Source organism: Minwuia sp. IMCC3009 (genome assembly GCF_029909415.1).
Lineage (GTDB): Bacteria > Pseudomonadota > Alphaproteobacteria > Minwuiales > Minwuiaceae > Minwuia.
This window is the reverse complement of record NZ_CP123781.1, coordinates 572,769-587,001: the sequence shown is the minus strand read 5'-3', so window position 1 is coordinate 587,001 and position 14,233 is coordinate 572,769. Positions and strand designations below refer to the sequence as shown.

Genomic DNA, 14,233 nt, shown 5'->3' with positions numbered 1-14,233 from the left:
CCAAGGCAATGGCTCCGCCGCAACTGTCTGATGCATCCCGATACCGCGCGGCCCGGCGGTGAGGTCCGCGGGGAGGATACGGTCGCACGGCGGAAGCGCCCGTGGCGGATCAGTCAGCGCCGACGGCAGAGGACCGCATTCCGGCCTGTATCTCGCGCCGGTATTCGCCGGGGGAACGGTCCGTGAGCTCACGGAACACACGGCTGAAACGCGTTGAATCCGCAAAGCCGACCGCATGGCCGATACTTGCAACGGATACGCCGGACAGCGCCGGATCAGCCAGGCGGCGGCGGGCGGCGGCAATGCGCCGGTCGCGGATCAGGCCGGACACCGTCTCGCCCCGTTCCGCCACCAGCCGCTGCACATAGCGCCGCGACAGTCCCAGCGACTCCGCGATCACTTCGACGCCCAGCTCGAACTGTTCCAGCCTGGTGTCAATCTCGCGAATGATGCGGCGGATATGCGCCAGTCGGACAGATGACTCGCCGCTTTCGCCCGCATTGGCATCCGCAGTCAGCGTCAGTCCGATCAGGTCCAGCATCTGGTCGGACAATGCCTGCGCGGACCAGGAATCGAGCTCATCCGCGCACCGCATCACCGACAGGATGAAGTCGACCATCACGCCCGTCAGGGCCGAGTCGCGGCGAAAGGGAACGGCAACCAGGTCATCGATGAAGGGCACCCGTGCCCGAACGCCTGCCCCGTCCAGGCGGAGTGTGGCGACCCGGTTACGCGTGTGCTGCAGATAGGCATAGGCGTTGCTGGTGTTGATCACCGCGGCCTCGCCCGGATGCAGCACCGTATCCCGGCCTTCCTGCTGCAGACCCAGTGCATGGTGCAGCGGTACCGGGATGAAATAGAAGTCGGACCCGTTCGAAGCCACATGGTTCCGACGCCGGTGCACCGTGTAGCCGTCGCTGTCCAGTGCACCGAGCCTGATTCCGGGCAGATCCATGATCCTGAGTTCGCCATGCCGGAAGGCGTCGCCTGTCGGAGTCAGGTCGAGCGGGTAATAGTGTTCGTAGATCGATTCCGTCCAGGCGCTGATACGCTGTGCCGTCGGCATGCAACTGACATCGGCAACGACCGTCGCGGCCCCCATGGGGGACGGCTGGCAGTCCAATGCATTGATCATCGCAACCTCCTGTCCCTCCAAGTGGCAAAGCGCGCGGGTCTTGCGCGCCCGACAGTCTAGTGGCCAGACCGGGCCTGGTGGAACAGGGGCAATTGGCACCAGATGCACAAATGCATCCTGCCAGGTGTCCTTTTCCGCCCCCGGAAGGCAGGACCGCAGGCTCAGAGAGTTACCGTCCCGTCAATCAGCAGCAGGGTCTGGCCACCGACCAGGATCCGGTCAGGGTCCGTCTTGTCGGGGCGGATGTGGACACGGCCGACACGACCGATGCACCCGCCCTGAGCCATCAGCAACGGGCGATCCAGGCGGCCCAGGCTTTGGAACCAGCGGGCGATGGCAGCATTCAGGGAACCGGTGATCGGGTCCTCGCTCATGCCGCTGGAAGGGGCGAGCATGCGTACTTCATAGTCCGCGTCGCCATCGTCGGGATGGGCACCGATCAGGCCGATGGCCTTGTACTCCGGCCATCGCACCCGCACCGCATCGACCGCCCGCACATCATCGGCAGAAGCCAGTTCCAGAACCTGCCAGAGGGGACCATTCTCCAGTTGCGTTGTCATGCGCACCCTGTCGGCGGGGATCTCCAGCCGCGCCAGAATGGACTGCAGATGCGCGTCATCCATGGGCATGATCCGCGTCGGCGGGGCGACGAAGGCAGGCACGTCGCCGCGAAGGTCGATCTCGACGATGCCGACCGCACATTCCTGACGCACCAGATCGGGCTGCGCGGGCCTGCCACCCGCGTGCAGCCAGGCCGCGCAACTGCCCAGGGTCGGATGTCCGGCGAAGGGCATCTCCCGCGTCGGTGTGAATATCCGCACCCGATAGTCGGCCTCCGGCCCTGACGGGGGCAGCAGGAAGGTCGTCTCCGCCAGATTGGTCCAGGCGGCGAAATCCTGCATCTGCTGGTCGCCGAGGCCCTCCGCCTCGACAACGACCGCAAGTCCGTTGCCCCTGGTCGGCTGGTCGGTGAACACATCACACTGGATGAAGCGACGCTGTTGCATGGACACCTCCCGACGCCAGCCATGAATCGAAACGGGGGTCGGAACCATATGGTTCCGACCCCCGAAACGAAATCACCAATCGTGCGACAGGCGTATCAGACTTCCGGCTGATCCGATTCGGACGGATCGAGCTCTTCCATCTTCTGGCCGGTGATGGCTTCCACCAGTTCCTCGGCGGTCGCGGCACCTTCCTCGAACAGCTCTTCGGCTTCTTCGATGTCCAGCACGTCGTCGTCGTCATCCTCGGTATTCAGAACGTCGACACCACGCGCCTGCGCGGCAGCCTCGTCCTCGGACCGGGCAACATTGGCCTCGACGGTCAGCGTCACCTCAGGATGCAGCCGCACCAGAACCTCGTGCAGACCCAGCGTCTTGATCGGACGACCGAGTTCAACCTGCTTGCGGTCGATGGTGAAGCCGGCCTCCGTCACCGCCGTGGCGATGTCACGGGTATTGACCGAGCCGTAGAGCTGACCGCTGTCGGACGACTGACGGATCAGCACGACCGAAACCTCGTTCATGCGACCGGCAAGGTCTTCGGCCTCGGCCTTCAGTTTCAGGTTCTGTGCCTCAAGCTGCGCGCGACGGGACTCGAAAGCCTCCAGCGCCGAAGAGGTGGCACGTTCTGCCTTGCCCTGCGGCAGCAGAAAATTGCGGGCGAAGCCGTTCTTGACGGTGACAACGTCACCCATCTGGCCAAGTTTTTCGACCCGTTCGAGAAGAATGACTTTCATCAGTCTGTCTCCTTCCTCAACTAGGGTTGCGTCAGTCCTGGACGTAAGGCAGCAGGGCGAGGAAGCGGGCGCGCTTGATCGCACGGGCCAGCTCACGCTGCTTCTTGGCCGAGACGGCGGTGATCCGGCTGGGCACGATCTTGCCGCGCTCAGACAGGTACCGCTGCAAGAGCCGCACATCCTTGTAATCAATCTTCGGCGCGCCCTCGCCCGTGAACGGGCAGGTCTTGCGGCGGCGGAAGAACGGACGGCGTGCGCCCTTCACGGCAGAGCGGACAACACCCTTGTGTTCGGTCGTGGTCTGCATCAGCTCGCCTCCCTCTCACGGCGTTCGCCACCTTCGCGGCCACCACCTTCACGACGCGGACCCCGGTCGTCGTCGCGGCGCGGGCCACGATCCCGGTCACCCGGGCGACCACCGCCACGGCGGCCATCACGTCCGCCACCACGGCTCTGCATCTGGACGGAGGGTCCTTCCTCCAGTTCCTCGACCTTCACGGTCATGTAACGCAGAACATCGTCATGCAGACGCATCTGGCGCTCCATCTCCTGCACCGCCGGCGCCGGAGCGTCGAGGTTGTGCAGGACATAGTGGCCCTTGCGGCTCTTCTTGATGCGATAGGAGAGACTGCGAAGACCCCAGTATTCGGTCTTCTTCACGTCTCCGCCATTTTCCTTGATCAGGTTGGTGAAATGCTCGTTGAGCTGCTCCACCTGCTGGGCCGAAATATCCGGCCGCGCGATCATGACAGTTTCGTAGGTTGCCATTGCTTCCTTCCGGGTTGATCAGCGCCCACCAGCGGGGGTCCCGAAAGGCCCGCTGGCTCGAATACCCCGAATGCCTGAATGACAGACCGGGCAGGACGCCGAGCCGCGGGTTATTGCGCAAAAGACAGGCGACCGCAAGGGCACAGAATCACGCCCTGCGGTCGCACGGTCGATCCATCACGGATCAGGGTCAGGAACGGACCTTCACATAGCTGCCGGGCGCGTCCTCGATCACGGTCAGCTTGCCGTCGCCCGGCACCCTGGCCGGCACCTTCTTGCCCGAATGCTTCTGCATCCACTTGATCCAGTCCGGCCACCAGCTCCCCGGATGCTCGGTGGCATCGGCCAGCCAGGCTTCGGGCGTGTCGTATTTCTTGCGCTTGTCGTTGGTCCAGTGCTGGTACTTCACCGGCTCCGGCGGATTCACCACCCCGGCGATATGCCCGGAACCGGCCAGCATGAAGCGGGTCGGACCGGAAAAGTGCTTCGTCGCCTTGAAGACGGAGGTGTAGGGGGCGATGTGATCATCCTTGCCTGCCTGCAGATAGACCGGAACCTTGACGTTCGACAGGTCGATGCCGACACCGTTCATCTTGATCGTACCCGGCTCGATCAGGTGGTTCCGCTGGTACATCTCGCGCAGGTAGAAGCTGTGCATCTTCGGCGGCATGCGTGTGGCGTCCGCGTTCCAGAACAGCAGATCGAAGGGGAAGGGATCCTTGCCCATCAGGTAGTTGTTCACCACGAACGACCAGATCAGGTCATTGGCCCGCAGCATGTTGAAGGAACTCGCCATCTCCGCCCCGTCGAGATAGCCCTTCTGTTCCATCATCTGTTCCAGATGGGTCAGCTGCTCGTCGTCGATGAAGACACCAAGCTCACCGGGTTCGGAGAAATCGACCTGGGCCGTGAAGAAGGTCGTCGCCTTGATCCGGTCGTCACCGATGGCCCCCATGTAGGCGAGGGTCGTCGCCATCAGCGAACCACCGAGGCAATAGCCGATGGTCGTGACCTCGCGCTCCCCCGTTGCCTGCTCCACGCCATCGAGGGCGGCGAGCAGACCTTCGTTCATGTAATCCTCGAAGGTCTTGTCCGACAGCTTCTCGTCCGGGTTCACCCAGGAGATCACGAAGACCGTCAGCCCCTGCTCGGTGCACCACTTGATGAAGGAATTCTCCGGGCGGAGATCCAGGATGTAGAACTTGTTGATCCAGGGCGGGCAGATCAGCAGCGGGCGCTTGTAGACCTGTTCCGTCACCGGCTCGTACTGGATCAGCTGCATCAGGTCGGTCTGCATCACCACCTTGCCCGGCGTGGTGGCGACATTGCCGCCGACTTCGAAGGCGTCCATGTCGGTCATGCTGATGGCGAGCTTGCCCTTGCCGCGCTCCAGGTCCTTCAGCATGTTCTCCAGGCCGTTCACCAGGTTCTCGCCGTTGGTGGCCAACGTTTCCTTCAGCACGACCGGGTTGGTCATCAGGAAGTTGGACGGCGACAGCGCATCGACGAACTGGCGGGTGTAGAAATCGACCTTCTTGGCGGTCTTGTCATCCAGGCCCTCGACCTTGCGAACGGTCTCCGTCATCCAGGACGACGTCAGCAGGTAGGATTCCTTGATGAAGCTGAAGACCTCGTTCTCGTCCCACTCCTCACCCTTGAACCGCTTGTCCTTCTTCTTCACGGCGGCAGGCGGTTCGACGATGTCGTCGGTCTGGCCCAGCATCCGCTGCGCCGTGCTCTGCCAGAGCTGGACGTAGCTCTGCCAGAGGTCCATCTGTGCCTGGGCTACCTGAGCCGGATGCTGCATCATCTGTGTCGTGAGGGCCATGAAGGCCTCGGAGATGTTCAGCGGGTCCACGGGTCCGGGGGACGTGTCCTGCTGGTTCTCCAGGAATTCCTGGACCAGGCGCTGGCTCTGCGCCGCCACCCGCGCCATGTTCTGCGAGAGCTCCACGGGATCCGGCGTCGGCATGTCGTCGGGAGTCTTGTCGGTCATCTTCCGTCTCCTCCAGGTCGATGGTCGGATTCCAGACTGCCATGGCAGCCATGTCTGTTTACCAAGTTTCTGCGCCTGTAAGTAACGTAGCGTCAGGAGACGGTCGAGGCAAAAATGCTGCATTGCACAATTATGCCGCACCGCACCATTCGACAGGCCGCCGGAGCCGATCTTGCGGATCGGTCGCAGACAAGCCTTGCATCTGCCGCTAAATTGGCGAATCACCTTTCCCAGATGACACAGGCATTCAATGTCGGAGCCGAACATGATGGACATTTCCTCGATGCGCGCAGGGCGCGACCGGGTCGGTCGCCGGGTTCGGATCGCCGCATTGCTGCTGGCCCCGGTGCTCTTCGGCGGCTGCTCGCTGCCCGACTGGGCGGACCCCTTCGGCAATGACTATGGCCCGGTGCCGCAGCCAGTGACCCGCGCAGGGGCCGCGACCGCCATTCCGCCCGCGCCCGACGCCGGTCTCGCGGCAGACACCACCAATGTCCGCCACAGCGAAGTCCGCCAGGTGGCCGCCGTGACACAGGACAGCGCGGCGGAGGCAGCCGAGATCCGCGCGGCTGCCGCGGCACGCCCCGAGATTGCCGTGACCCGGATCGAGACACCGGCCGCCACCACGCAGGTGCGCCCGCCACAGGTTGCCGCACCGCGCGCCGAGGCGGCACAACCGGCCGCTCCGGTCACGGTCATGCCCGCCGTGACCGCACAGGAGACCCGCGCCACACGCGTGGCCGTGGCCCCGGCACCGTCGGCGGGCGCGTCATCCCGCACGGCGGATGATGACGAGATCAGGAATTCACCGACCCCGATGATCGCCGCGATGACGCGCGGCCAGCAGCCGCCGTCGTTCAGCCGCGACGGCTCGGTCGTGGCGCGGCGCACCAGCGTGCAGCCCTCGTCCAGCATCAGCCCGGGTGATCCGCAGACCCCGGTAACGGATACGGCGTCGCGCGATCCGGGCAACGACACGATCATCTCCTCCGAACCCGCAACGGCCATTGCAAGCCACAGCGATGTGCGTCCCGGCACATCCAGCACGGCCGCACTGGCGACCACGGCGCCGGCCCTGACCGCGCCGCAGCCCCAGACGACGCTGGACCGTACCTATCGCGACCAGCTGCGTGCCGCCGGTATCGACCCGGTGACGGGCCAGGGTGCCGGCGGCTCCGCTGCCGTCGCGCCCGGCCAGTTCCCCAGCAGTGTTTCCCCGGTGGTGCAGCAGACCTATCTGCAGTCGCTCAATGCGCCCCAGACCTATGAGCAGGCCGTCGGGCTGGCCCCGCGCAGCAGCGGGTCGACAGCCGTGATCACGGGCGGCTATGGCGGTTCCGGTGCCGGATCGAGCGGCCCGGTGGTGATTTCGGGCGACGGCGTCTATCAGCCCGCGACCGCCCGCTCCTTCGCCGGTCGCAGCGGCGCCGCCGCGACGATCCTGTTTGCCAACAATTCCGCCCGACTGAGCGCCAGTGACGATGCGGTCATCCGGCAGCTGGCCGCGAACGCCCTGCGCCAGAACGCCACTGTGCGGGTGGTCGGCCATGCCTCCAGCCGCACGCGCGAGCAGGCGGTGGGCGCGCATCTGCTGGTCAACCTGCGGATCTCCGCCGACCGGGCGAATGCCGTCGCCGACCGCATGGCCGCCTTTGGCGTGCCCTATGAGCGGATCATCGTCGAGGCCAGGGGCGACAACGAGCCGGTCTATAACGAGGCCATGCCCAGCGGCGAGTCCGGCAACCGCCGTGCCGAGATCTTCCTGGAATAGGGTCGCCGTTCCCTGCCCCACTCCTGCCGCATCCCGAACCGGATTCCGGCGCATTCGGCCGTCATGACGGACGGCGGAGGTACAGTCTGCCATGCAAGTCGATTTTCACCTGATCAAGCGCCTGCCCCCCTACGTCTTCAATGAGGTCAATCGCCTGAAGGCGGAGGCCCGCGCCGAGGGCCGGGACATCATTGATTTCGGCATGGGCAATCCCGATCAGCCCACGCCGGAACATATCGTCGAGAAGCTGGTGGAGACGGCACGCAACCCGAAGACCCACCGCTATTCCGCCTCCAAGGGCATTCCCGGCCTGCGCCGGGCGGTCTCCGCCTATTACGAACGCCGGTTCGGGGTCTCGGTCGATCCGGAGACGGAAACCATCGTCACGCTGGGCTCGAAGGAAGGGCTGGCGCATCTGGCGATGGCGATCACCACACCGGGCGATGTGATCCTGTCCCCCAACCCGTCCTACCCGATCCACCCCTACGGCTTCATCATCGCCGGTGCCGTCATCCGCCACTTCCCCGTCGGGCCCGGTCATGACTTCATGACCAGCCTGGAGCGGGCGATGAAGCACTGCATTCCGGCGCCGACCCTGCTGGTCCTGAACTTCCCGTCGAACCCGACAGCCATGGTGGTTGATCTGGACTTCTATCGTGAAGTGGTCGATTTCGCCCGCAAGCGCGGTCTCTACATCCTGTCCGACCTGGCCTATTCGGAGATCTATTTCGACGGCAACCCGCCGCCGTCGATCCTGCAGGTGCCGGGTGCGCGGGAGCGGGCCGTGGAGTTCACCTCCCTCAGCAAGACCTATTCGATGCCGGGCTGGCGCATCGGTTTCGCCACCGGCAACCAGGAACTGATTGCCGCCCTGACCCGCATCAAGTCCTACCTGGACTATGGTGCATTCACGCCGATCCAGGTTGCTGCCGCCGCCGCGCTGAACGGGCCGCAGGATTGCGTCGACGAGATTCGCAGCGTCTACCAGTCGCGCCGCGACGTGCTGATCAAGACCTTCGCGCAGTCGGGCTGGGACATCCCCTCCCCCGCCGCGACCATGTTCGCCTGGGCGCCGATCCCGGAGCCCTTCCGCCACCTGGGCAGCATGGAGTTCTCCAAGCTGCTGCTGCAGGAGGCCGACATCGCCGTCGCGCCGGGCATCGGTTTCGGCGAATATGGCGACGATCATGTCCGTATCGGGCTGGTCGAGAACGAACAGCGCGTGCGTCAGGCCGCCCGGAATCTGCGGCGCTTTCTCGGTCGCGACGAAAAGACGGTTGACGCCCCCCGCGACGCAGCCGAATAGACTGCCCGGCAGGTCGCCCGGTCGCGGGTGACCCGAACGAGCGGGAGATTTCCATCGTGAGCGCGACCTTGCGGATCGGAGTGGCGGGCCTTGGCACCGTCGGGGCGTCATTGCTGCAGTTGCTGAGCCAGCACGGCACGACGATTGCCGCACGCGCAGGCCGGACGCTGACCGTCACCGCTGTTTCGGCGCGGGACCGCAGCCGTGATCGCGGCATTGACCTGTCCGCCATGACCTGGGTCGATGACCCATGCGAACTTGCGACCATGGACGGCGTCGATGTCGTGGTCGAACTGATGGGCGGCGCCGATGGCGCAGCGCGCGAACTCGTCAGTCGCGCCCTGGCCAATGGCCGCCCCGTTGTCACCGCCAACAAGGCCCTGCTGGCCGAACACGGCAATGAGCTGGCCGATCTGGCGGACCTGAACAACGCGGCGCTGGGCTTCGAAGCTGCCGTCGCAGGCGGCATTCCGATCATCAAGGCCCTGAAGGAAGGGCTGGCCGGGAACGACGTGCAGCGCATCTATGGCATCCTGAACGGCACCTGCAACTTCATCCTGACGGAGATGCGCAGCACCGGACGCCACTTCGCCGATGTGCTGGGGGAGGCGCAGGCGCTCGGCTATGCGGAGGCGGATCCGACCTTCGACGTGGAAGGCATCGACGCTGCCCACAAGCTGGCGCTGCTGTCGGCCATTGCCTTCGGTCACCGCGTCGACTTCTCCCGCGTGACGGTGGAGGGGATCAGCGACATTTCCCCCGTCGACATCGCCTATGCCGACGAATTCGGTTTCAGCCTGAAGCTTCTGGGCATCGCCGAACGCAACGGTGACAGCATCACCGAACGGGTGCATCCGTTCCTGGTGGCGATGGACGACCCGATCGCGAAGGTCGATGGCGTCAACAATGCGGTCATCGTGGAAGGCGATTTCGTCGGCCAGGTGCTGCTCGAAGGTCCCGGTGCCGGTGGTGGTGCCACCGCATCCGCCGTGGCGGGTGACCTGGTGGACATCGCCGCGGGCCGGACCAGCCCGGTGTTCGGCATTCCGGTGAAGGATCTGTCCGCCGAACCCGCAGGACGCGCCAGCGAGGCCCACGGCCGTTTCTACATCCGCCTGAAGGTGGAAGACCGCCCCGGCGTGATCGCCGATCTCGCCGCCGTGCTGCGTGACAATGCGATCAGCATCGAGTCGCTGCTGCAGCGCGGGGAGCCGGAAGGCGGCACGGCACCCATCGTGCTGATCTGCCATGACGCGCCCGAGTCGCGGGTGCTGGCCGCCCTGAAACAGATCGAAGGGCTGGACTGCATCTTGCAGAATCCGCATATGATCCGCATCAAGGACCTGTAGAGGTCCAGAATCGAAACTATGGCATGTCGCAATGCCTGAAGGGATGAACGCAAATGGCTGACAGGGCGAAACTCGACCGCAATCTGACGCTGGAAGCGGTCCGCGTGACCGAGGCCGGCGCCGTGGCCGCATGCAACTGGATTGGCATGGGCAACGAGAAGGCTGCCGACCAGGCTGCCGTGGACGCCATGCGCACCGCGCTGAACGGTCTGTCGATCCGGGGCACCGTGGTGATCGGCGAGGGCGAACGTGACGAGGCACCGATGCTCTTCATCGGGGAGGAAGTCGGTCTCGGCACCGGCCCCGAAGTGGATATCGCCCTCGACCCGCTGGAAGGGACCACCATCACCGCGAAGGCCGCTCCCGGCGCGCTGGCCGTCATGGCACTGTCGGAGAAGGGCAAGCTGCTGAACTCCCCCGACGTCTACATGGACAAGATCGCGGTCGGCGGTGGACTGCCGGAAGGGGTCGTGGACCTTGACCGCTCCGTCGCCGAGAACTTGGGCAGCCTCGCGGAGGCCAAGGGCTGCGCCATCTCCGATCTGACTGTCTGCATCCTTGATCGCCCCCGCCATGGCGAGATCATCCGCGACTCCCGCGCGGCGGGTGCCCGCATTCAGCTGATCCCCGACGGCGACGTCGCCGGCGTGATCGCAACCACCGACCCCGATACCTCCGTCGACCTGTACATCGGCACGGGCGGCGCACCTGAGGGTGTGCTGGCCGCCGCGGCGCTGCGCTGCGTCGGTGGCCAGATGCAGGGCCGTCTGGTGTTCCGCAACAATGACGAGAAGGGCCGGGCGGAGCGGATCGGCATCACCGACCTGAACCGCAAGTACGGCCTGGAGGAACTGGCGGCGGGTGACGTGATCTTCACCGCGACCGGCGTCACCACCGGCGGCATGCTGCGCGGTGTCCGCCGTGCCAACGGCCAGATCATCACCGACTCCATCGTGATGCGGTCGCGCACCGGCACCATCCGCCGTATCGAGGGCCGGACCCGGATCGTCGGCTGAGCGTGAGGTCTGCCTGATGATGGTGCCGTTCCGGCCCACGCCTCCGACCGGCCACCCGGGCAAGTATCCTGGATGGCTCGCCGGGGGGAGAGGATCGGCGCCGTACCCGGGCAACGAGATGAACCCTTGAATCCGGCTGACCCGCAGCCCGCATTCCTGGGTGTCGGCCAGTCCGTCACCGGGCGACGCTGGATCGCCGCCATCGACCCCGCACAGGAGCGTCTGGCGCAGGCCATGGCACAGAAGCTGGGTCTGCCCGAAATCGTCGCGGGGCTGCTGGTCAGCCGCGGCGTCACCCCGGACGAAGCCCCGGGGTATCTGGAACCGCGCCTGAAGGACCTGCTGCCCGATCCATCCTGTTTCGCCGACATGGACCGGACAGCCGAACTGGTGGCCGCCTGCGTGCGGCAAGGCAGGCCCATCGCCATCTTCGGCGACTACGATGTGGACGGTGCCACCTCCTCCGCCCTGCTCTATCGCTTCCTGCAGGCGGTGGGCGGGACCGTGCGCTATTACATTCCCGACCGGATGACCGAAGGCTACGGCCCCAATATCGCGGCACTGCGCAAGCTGCATGCGGAGGGGGCGGCACTGGTGCTGACCGTTGACTGCGGCATCGCCGCCTTCGACGTGCTGGAACAGGCGGCCGGGGAAGGCATCAGCGTGGCGGTGATCGACCACCACCTGGCAGAGAGCCGCCTGCCCAGGGCCGCGGCCATCGTCAATCCCAACCGGCCTGACTGCGGCAGCGGCCTTGGCTATCTCGCGGCTGTCGGCGTGGCCTTCATGCTGGCCATCGCAGTGAACCGCACCCTGCGCGCCGCCGGATGGTTCAGCGAGCGGAAGGCACCCGACCTCATGGGCCTGCTGGACATCGTCGCGCTGGGCACGGTCTGCGATGTGGTGCCGCTGGTCGGACTGAACCGGGCACTGGTGGCACAGGGGCTGAAGGTCATGGCCCAACGGCAGAGCCTGGGCCTGACGACCCTGGCGGACGTGGCGCGCGTCAATGGTCCACCCGGCACCTATCACGCCGGTTTCCTGCTGGGTCCAAGGGTCAATGCGGGCGGGCGGGTCGGCAAGGCCGATCTGGGTGCCCGGCTGCTGACCACCGATGACCGGGAGGAAGCGCTCGGCATCGCCATGGAACTCGACCGCCTGAATGACGAACGCAAGCGCATCGAGGCCAATGTGCTGGAAGAAGCCCTGGCCCGCGTCGAGGGTCAGGACAATCGCGCTGTCACCCTCGTCGCGGCGGAGGGCTGGCACCCCGGTGTCATCGGCATCGTGGCGAGCCGCCTGAAGGACCGCACCGGTCGCCCCAGTCTGGTGGTCGCGCTGGACGGGGCGCAGGGCAAGGGTTCCGGCCGGTCGATCCGGGGCGTCGACCTGGGGGCGGCTGTCACGGCGGCTCGACAGGCTGGACTGCTGATCAATGGCGGCGGTCACGCCATGGCGGCGGGGATCACCATTGCCAGCGACCGGCTGGAGGCCTTCAGTGACTTTCTGGAGGAGCGTCTGGCAACCCCGGTCGCCCAGGCGCGCACCGGATCAGGCCTGAAGATCGACGGATCGGTCGCGGTGCAGGGCATCAGCATCGATCTGGCGGAGACCATGCAGCGGGCCGGTCCCTTCGGCGCGGGCAACCCCGAACCGCGCATCGCCGTCACCGATGCGAAGCTGGTGAAGGCCGACGTGGTGGGGGAGAACCATGTGCGCGTCATTCTCTCCGGCCGGACCGGCGGACGTGCCACGGGGATCGCCTTCCGCGCCACCGACGGCCCGCTCGGCGCCGCCCTGCTGGGCAATGCCCGCAAGGGGGGCAGCATACATCTGGCCGGACACCTGCGCGTCGATCACTGGCAGGGCGCGGCGCGGGCACAGTTCATCATCGAGGATGCGGCGAGCATCGACTGACCGTCACCGGTCGTGTCGGACTACCCCTCCACCGGCTGACCGAAGACAATGATCAGTGCCCCGAGCACAGCCAGCGCGCCAAATCCGAGACAGCGCCAGATGTCCCTTCTGCGCCAGGCCGTCAGTGCCGCGATCAGCGCCTGCAGCGCGTAGTAGATGGCGAAGGCGCGCGACGCATAGCTGATGATCTCGAAGATGTCGGCAGCCCAGGTCAGCAGGAGTCCGACAACCCCCAGAACGAGATAGGCCATCCGCGGGCTGACGCGGTTGTCGGAGAGTTCCGCGACAAGCCCCCCTGACCCGCTGGTATCCGCAACCGCCGCGCTGAACTGGGCAGCCAGCGCCGCCGCGACCAGCAGAACGGGGAGGATCGGGGCCACGACCACCATCATGCCGACGATGGCCGTCTCGCTGAGTTTCAGTTCCCCGCGCTCGAACACATAGGCCAGCAGCAGGACATAGGTCATGTAGATGGCGGTCGAGACCCATTGCGCCCATTTCATCGACCGCAGACGGACCGCGCGGTCGTAGGTGGCACCGAGATAGCGGGAGGTCTCGAACCCCTGAACCGTCACGATCAGCCCGAAGGCCAGCGTGATCGCAGGCCACCCTGACAGTTCCGCGGCGTTGAAGATCAGGCTGCCGGTGGACAGCCGGTCACCGAAGTAGACAGCCAGTCCCAGCAGCAGCCCGGCAATGATCGCCAGCTTTGCACCGACCGAGACATATTCCATGCGTTCCAGCGATCTGAAGCCGCGCGTCCAGCCCACGAACAGGATGACCGCAAAGACCGCCGTGGTCAGCAGCCGCGCATTCAGCGGGTCATTCGCCGCCGTCAGGCTGACACCGAACGCGCCGAACAGGTTCAGGTAGTAGGCGACCGAGACGATATAGGCGAAGCCGAGGGACCATGAGGCAAGCGTGTCCAGTTGCCTGACCAGCCTCTGGCTCTCGCGATGCACGGCGTCGATCGTCACCATGTTGTATCGAATGGCGGCACCGTAGAGGTAGGCACCGATGCACAGCGCCGCCATCACGAGGGGGGCATACCTGCCGTACTGCGCGTCCAGGATCGGTCCCAGCACCAGGAACCCGCTGCCGATGATCGACGCCAGGGGTGTGGTCATGGCCCGCCAGGTCACCGATCTGCGAACCCGCGGCAACCACAGCAGCAATCCTGTGGCGACGACGGTCAGAAGTATGGCGGAACTGAGCAACATGAACCGGGGAATAG

12 protein-coding genes are annotated in these 14,233 nt (G+C 65.7%); 5 read left to right on the top strand and 7 right to left on the bottom strand.

Features of this window, described 5'->3' with window-relative positions:
• Nucleotides 1–109 precede the first annotated feature (109 nt).
• From QGV55_RS02700 to phaC, 6 genes are all read right to left on the bottom strand, one after another.
• On the bottom strand, nucleotides 110–1,135 hold the full coding sequence (locus tag QGV55_RS02700) for a helix-turn-helix domain-containing protein (protein WP_281018408.1): 1,026 nt from the start codon (nucleotides 1,133–1,135) through the stop codon (nucleotides 110–112).
• Between the two features lie 161 nt (nucleotides 1,136–1,296).
• Complete coding sequence (locus QGV55_RS02695) at nucleotides 1,297–2,142, bottom strand: PhzF family phenazine biosynthesis protein (RefSeq protein WP_281018409.1); 846 nt, start codon at nucleotides 2,140–2,142, stop codon at nucleotides 1,297–1,299.
• 95 nt (nucleotides 2,143–2,237) lie between these two features.
• Nucleotides 2,238–2,876, bottom strand: a complete 639-nt coding sequence (gene rplI, locus QGV55_RS02690) for a 50S ribosomal protein L9 (protein ID WP_281018410.1) — start codon at nucleotides 2,874–2,876, stop codon at nucleotides 2,238–2,240.
• Between the two features lie 31 nt (nucleotides 2,877–2,907).
• Nucleotides 2,908–3,183, bottom strand: a complete 276-nt coding sequence (gene rpsR / locus QGV55_RS02685; protein WP_281018411.1) for a 30S ribosomal protein S18 — start codon at nucleotides 3,181–3,183, stop codon at nucleotides 2,908–2,910.
• Nucleotides 3,183–3,644, bottom strand: coding sequence for a 30S ribosomal protein S6 (gene rpsF / locus QGV55_RS02680; protein ID WP_281018412.1), 462 nt, complete (start codon nucleotides 3,642–3,644; stop codon nucleotides 3,183–3,185). The genes rpsR and rpsF overlap by 1 nt, the downstream gene beginning before the upstream one ends.
• A gap of 190 nt (nucleotides 3,645–3,834) precedes the next feature.
• Entirely contained in the window at nucleotides 3,835–5,640 is a 1,806-nt protein-coding gene (phaC, locus tag QGV55_RS02675; RefSeq protein WP_281018413.1) for a class I poly(R)-hydroxyalkanoic acid synthase, read from the bottom strand.
• 265 nt (nucleotides 5,641–5,905) lie between these two features.
• Between phaC and QGV55_RS02670 the strand changes: the two genes are divergently transcribed.
• The 5 genes from QGV55_RS02670 to recJ all read left to right on the top strand — a co-directional run bounded on the left by QGV55_RS02670 (nucleotide 5,906) and on the right by recJ (nucleotide 12,999).
• Nucleotides 5,906–7,411 (top strand): OmpA family protein, encoded by a 1,506-nt coding sequence (locus tag QGV55_RS02670; RefSeq protein ID WP_281018414.1) that lies wholly within the window; start codon nucleotides 5,906–5,908, stop codon nucleotides 7,409–7,411.
• Nucleotides 7,412–7,502: 91 nt separating this feature from the next.
• Nucleotides 7,503–8,717: an LL-diaminopimelate aminotransferase gene (locus QGV55_RS02665; protein WP_281018415.1), complete on the top strand. Its 1,215-nt coding sequence runs from the start codon at nucleotides 7,503–7,505 to the stop codon at nucleotides 8,715–8,717.
• Between the two features lie 56 nt (nucleotides 8,718–8,773).
• Nucleotides 8,774–10,066: a homoserine dehydrogenase gene (locus QGV55_RS02660; protein ID WP_281018416.1), complete on the top strand. Its 1,293-nt coding sequence runs from the start codon at nucleotides 8,774–8,776 to the stop codon at nucleotides 10,064–10,066.
• Nucleotides 10,067–10,119: 53 nt separating this feature from the next.
• The gene (gene glpX, locus QGV55_RS02655; RefSeq protein ID WP_281018417.1) at nucleotides 10,120–11,082 is read left to right on the top strand and encodes a class II fructose-bisphosphatase; all 963 of its coding nucleotides are present in this window, start codon (nucleotides 10,120–10,122) and stop codon (nucleotides 11,080–11,082) included.
• Between the two features lie 126 nt (nucleotides 11,083–11,208).
• Nucleotides 11,209–12,999, top strand: coding sequence for a single-stranded-DNA-specific exonuclease RecJ (recJ, locus tag QGV55_RS02650; protein ID WP_281018418.1), 1,791 nt, complete (start codon nucleotides 11,209–11,211; stop codon nucleotides 12,997–12,999).
• 20 nt (nucleotides 13,000–13,019) lie between these two features.
• Here the strand turns inward: recJ and QGV55_RS02645 are convergent, their stop codons facing one another.
• Nucleotides 13,020–14,219: a hypothetical protein gene (locus QGV55_RS02645; RefSeq protein WP_348637637.1), complete on the bottom strand. Its 1,200-nt coding sequence runs from the start codon at nucleotides 14,217–14,219 to the stop codon at nucleotides 13,020–13,022.
• Nucleotides 14,220–14,233 lie beyond the last annotated feature (14 nt).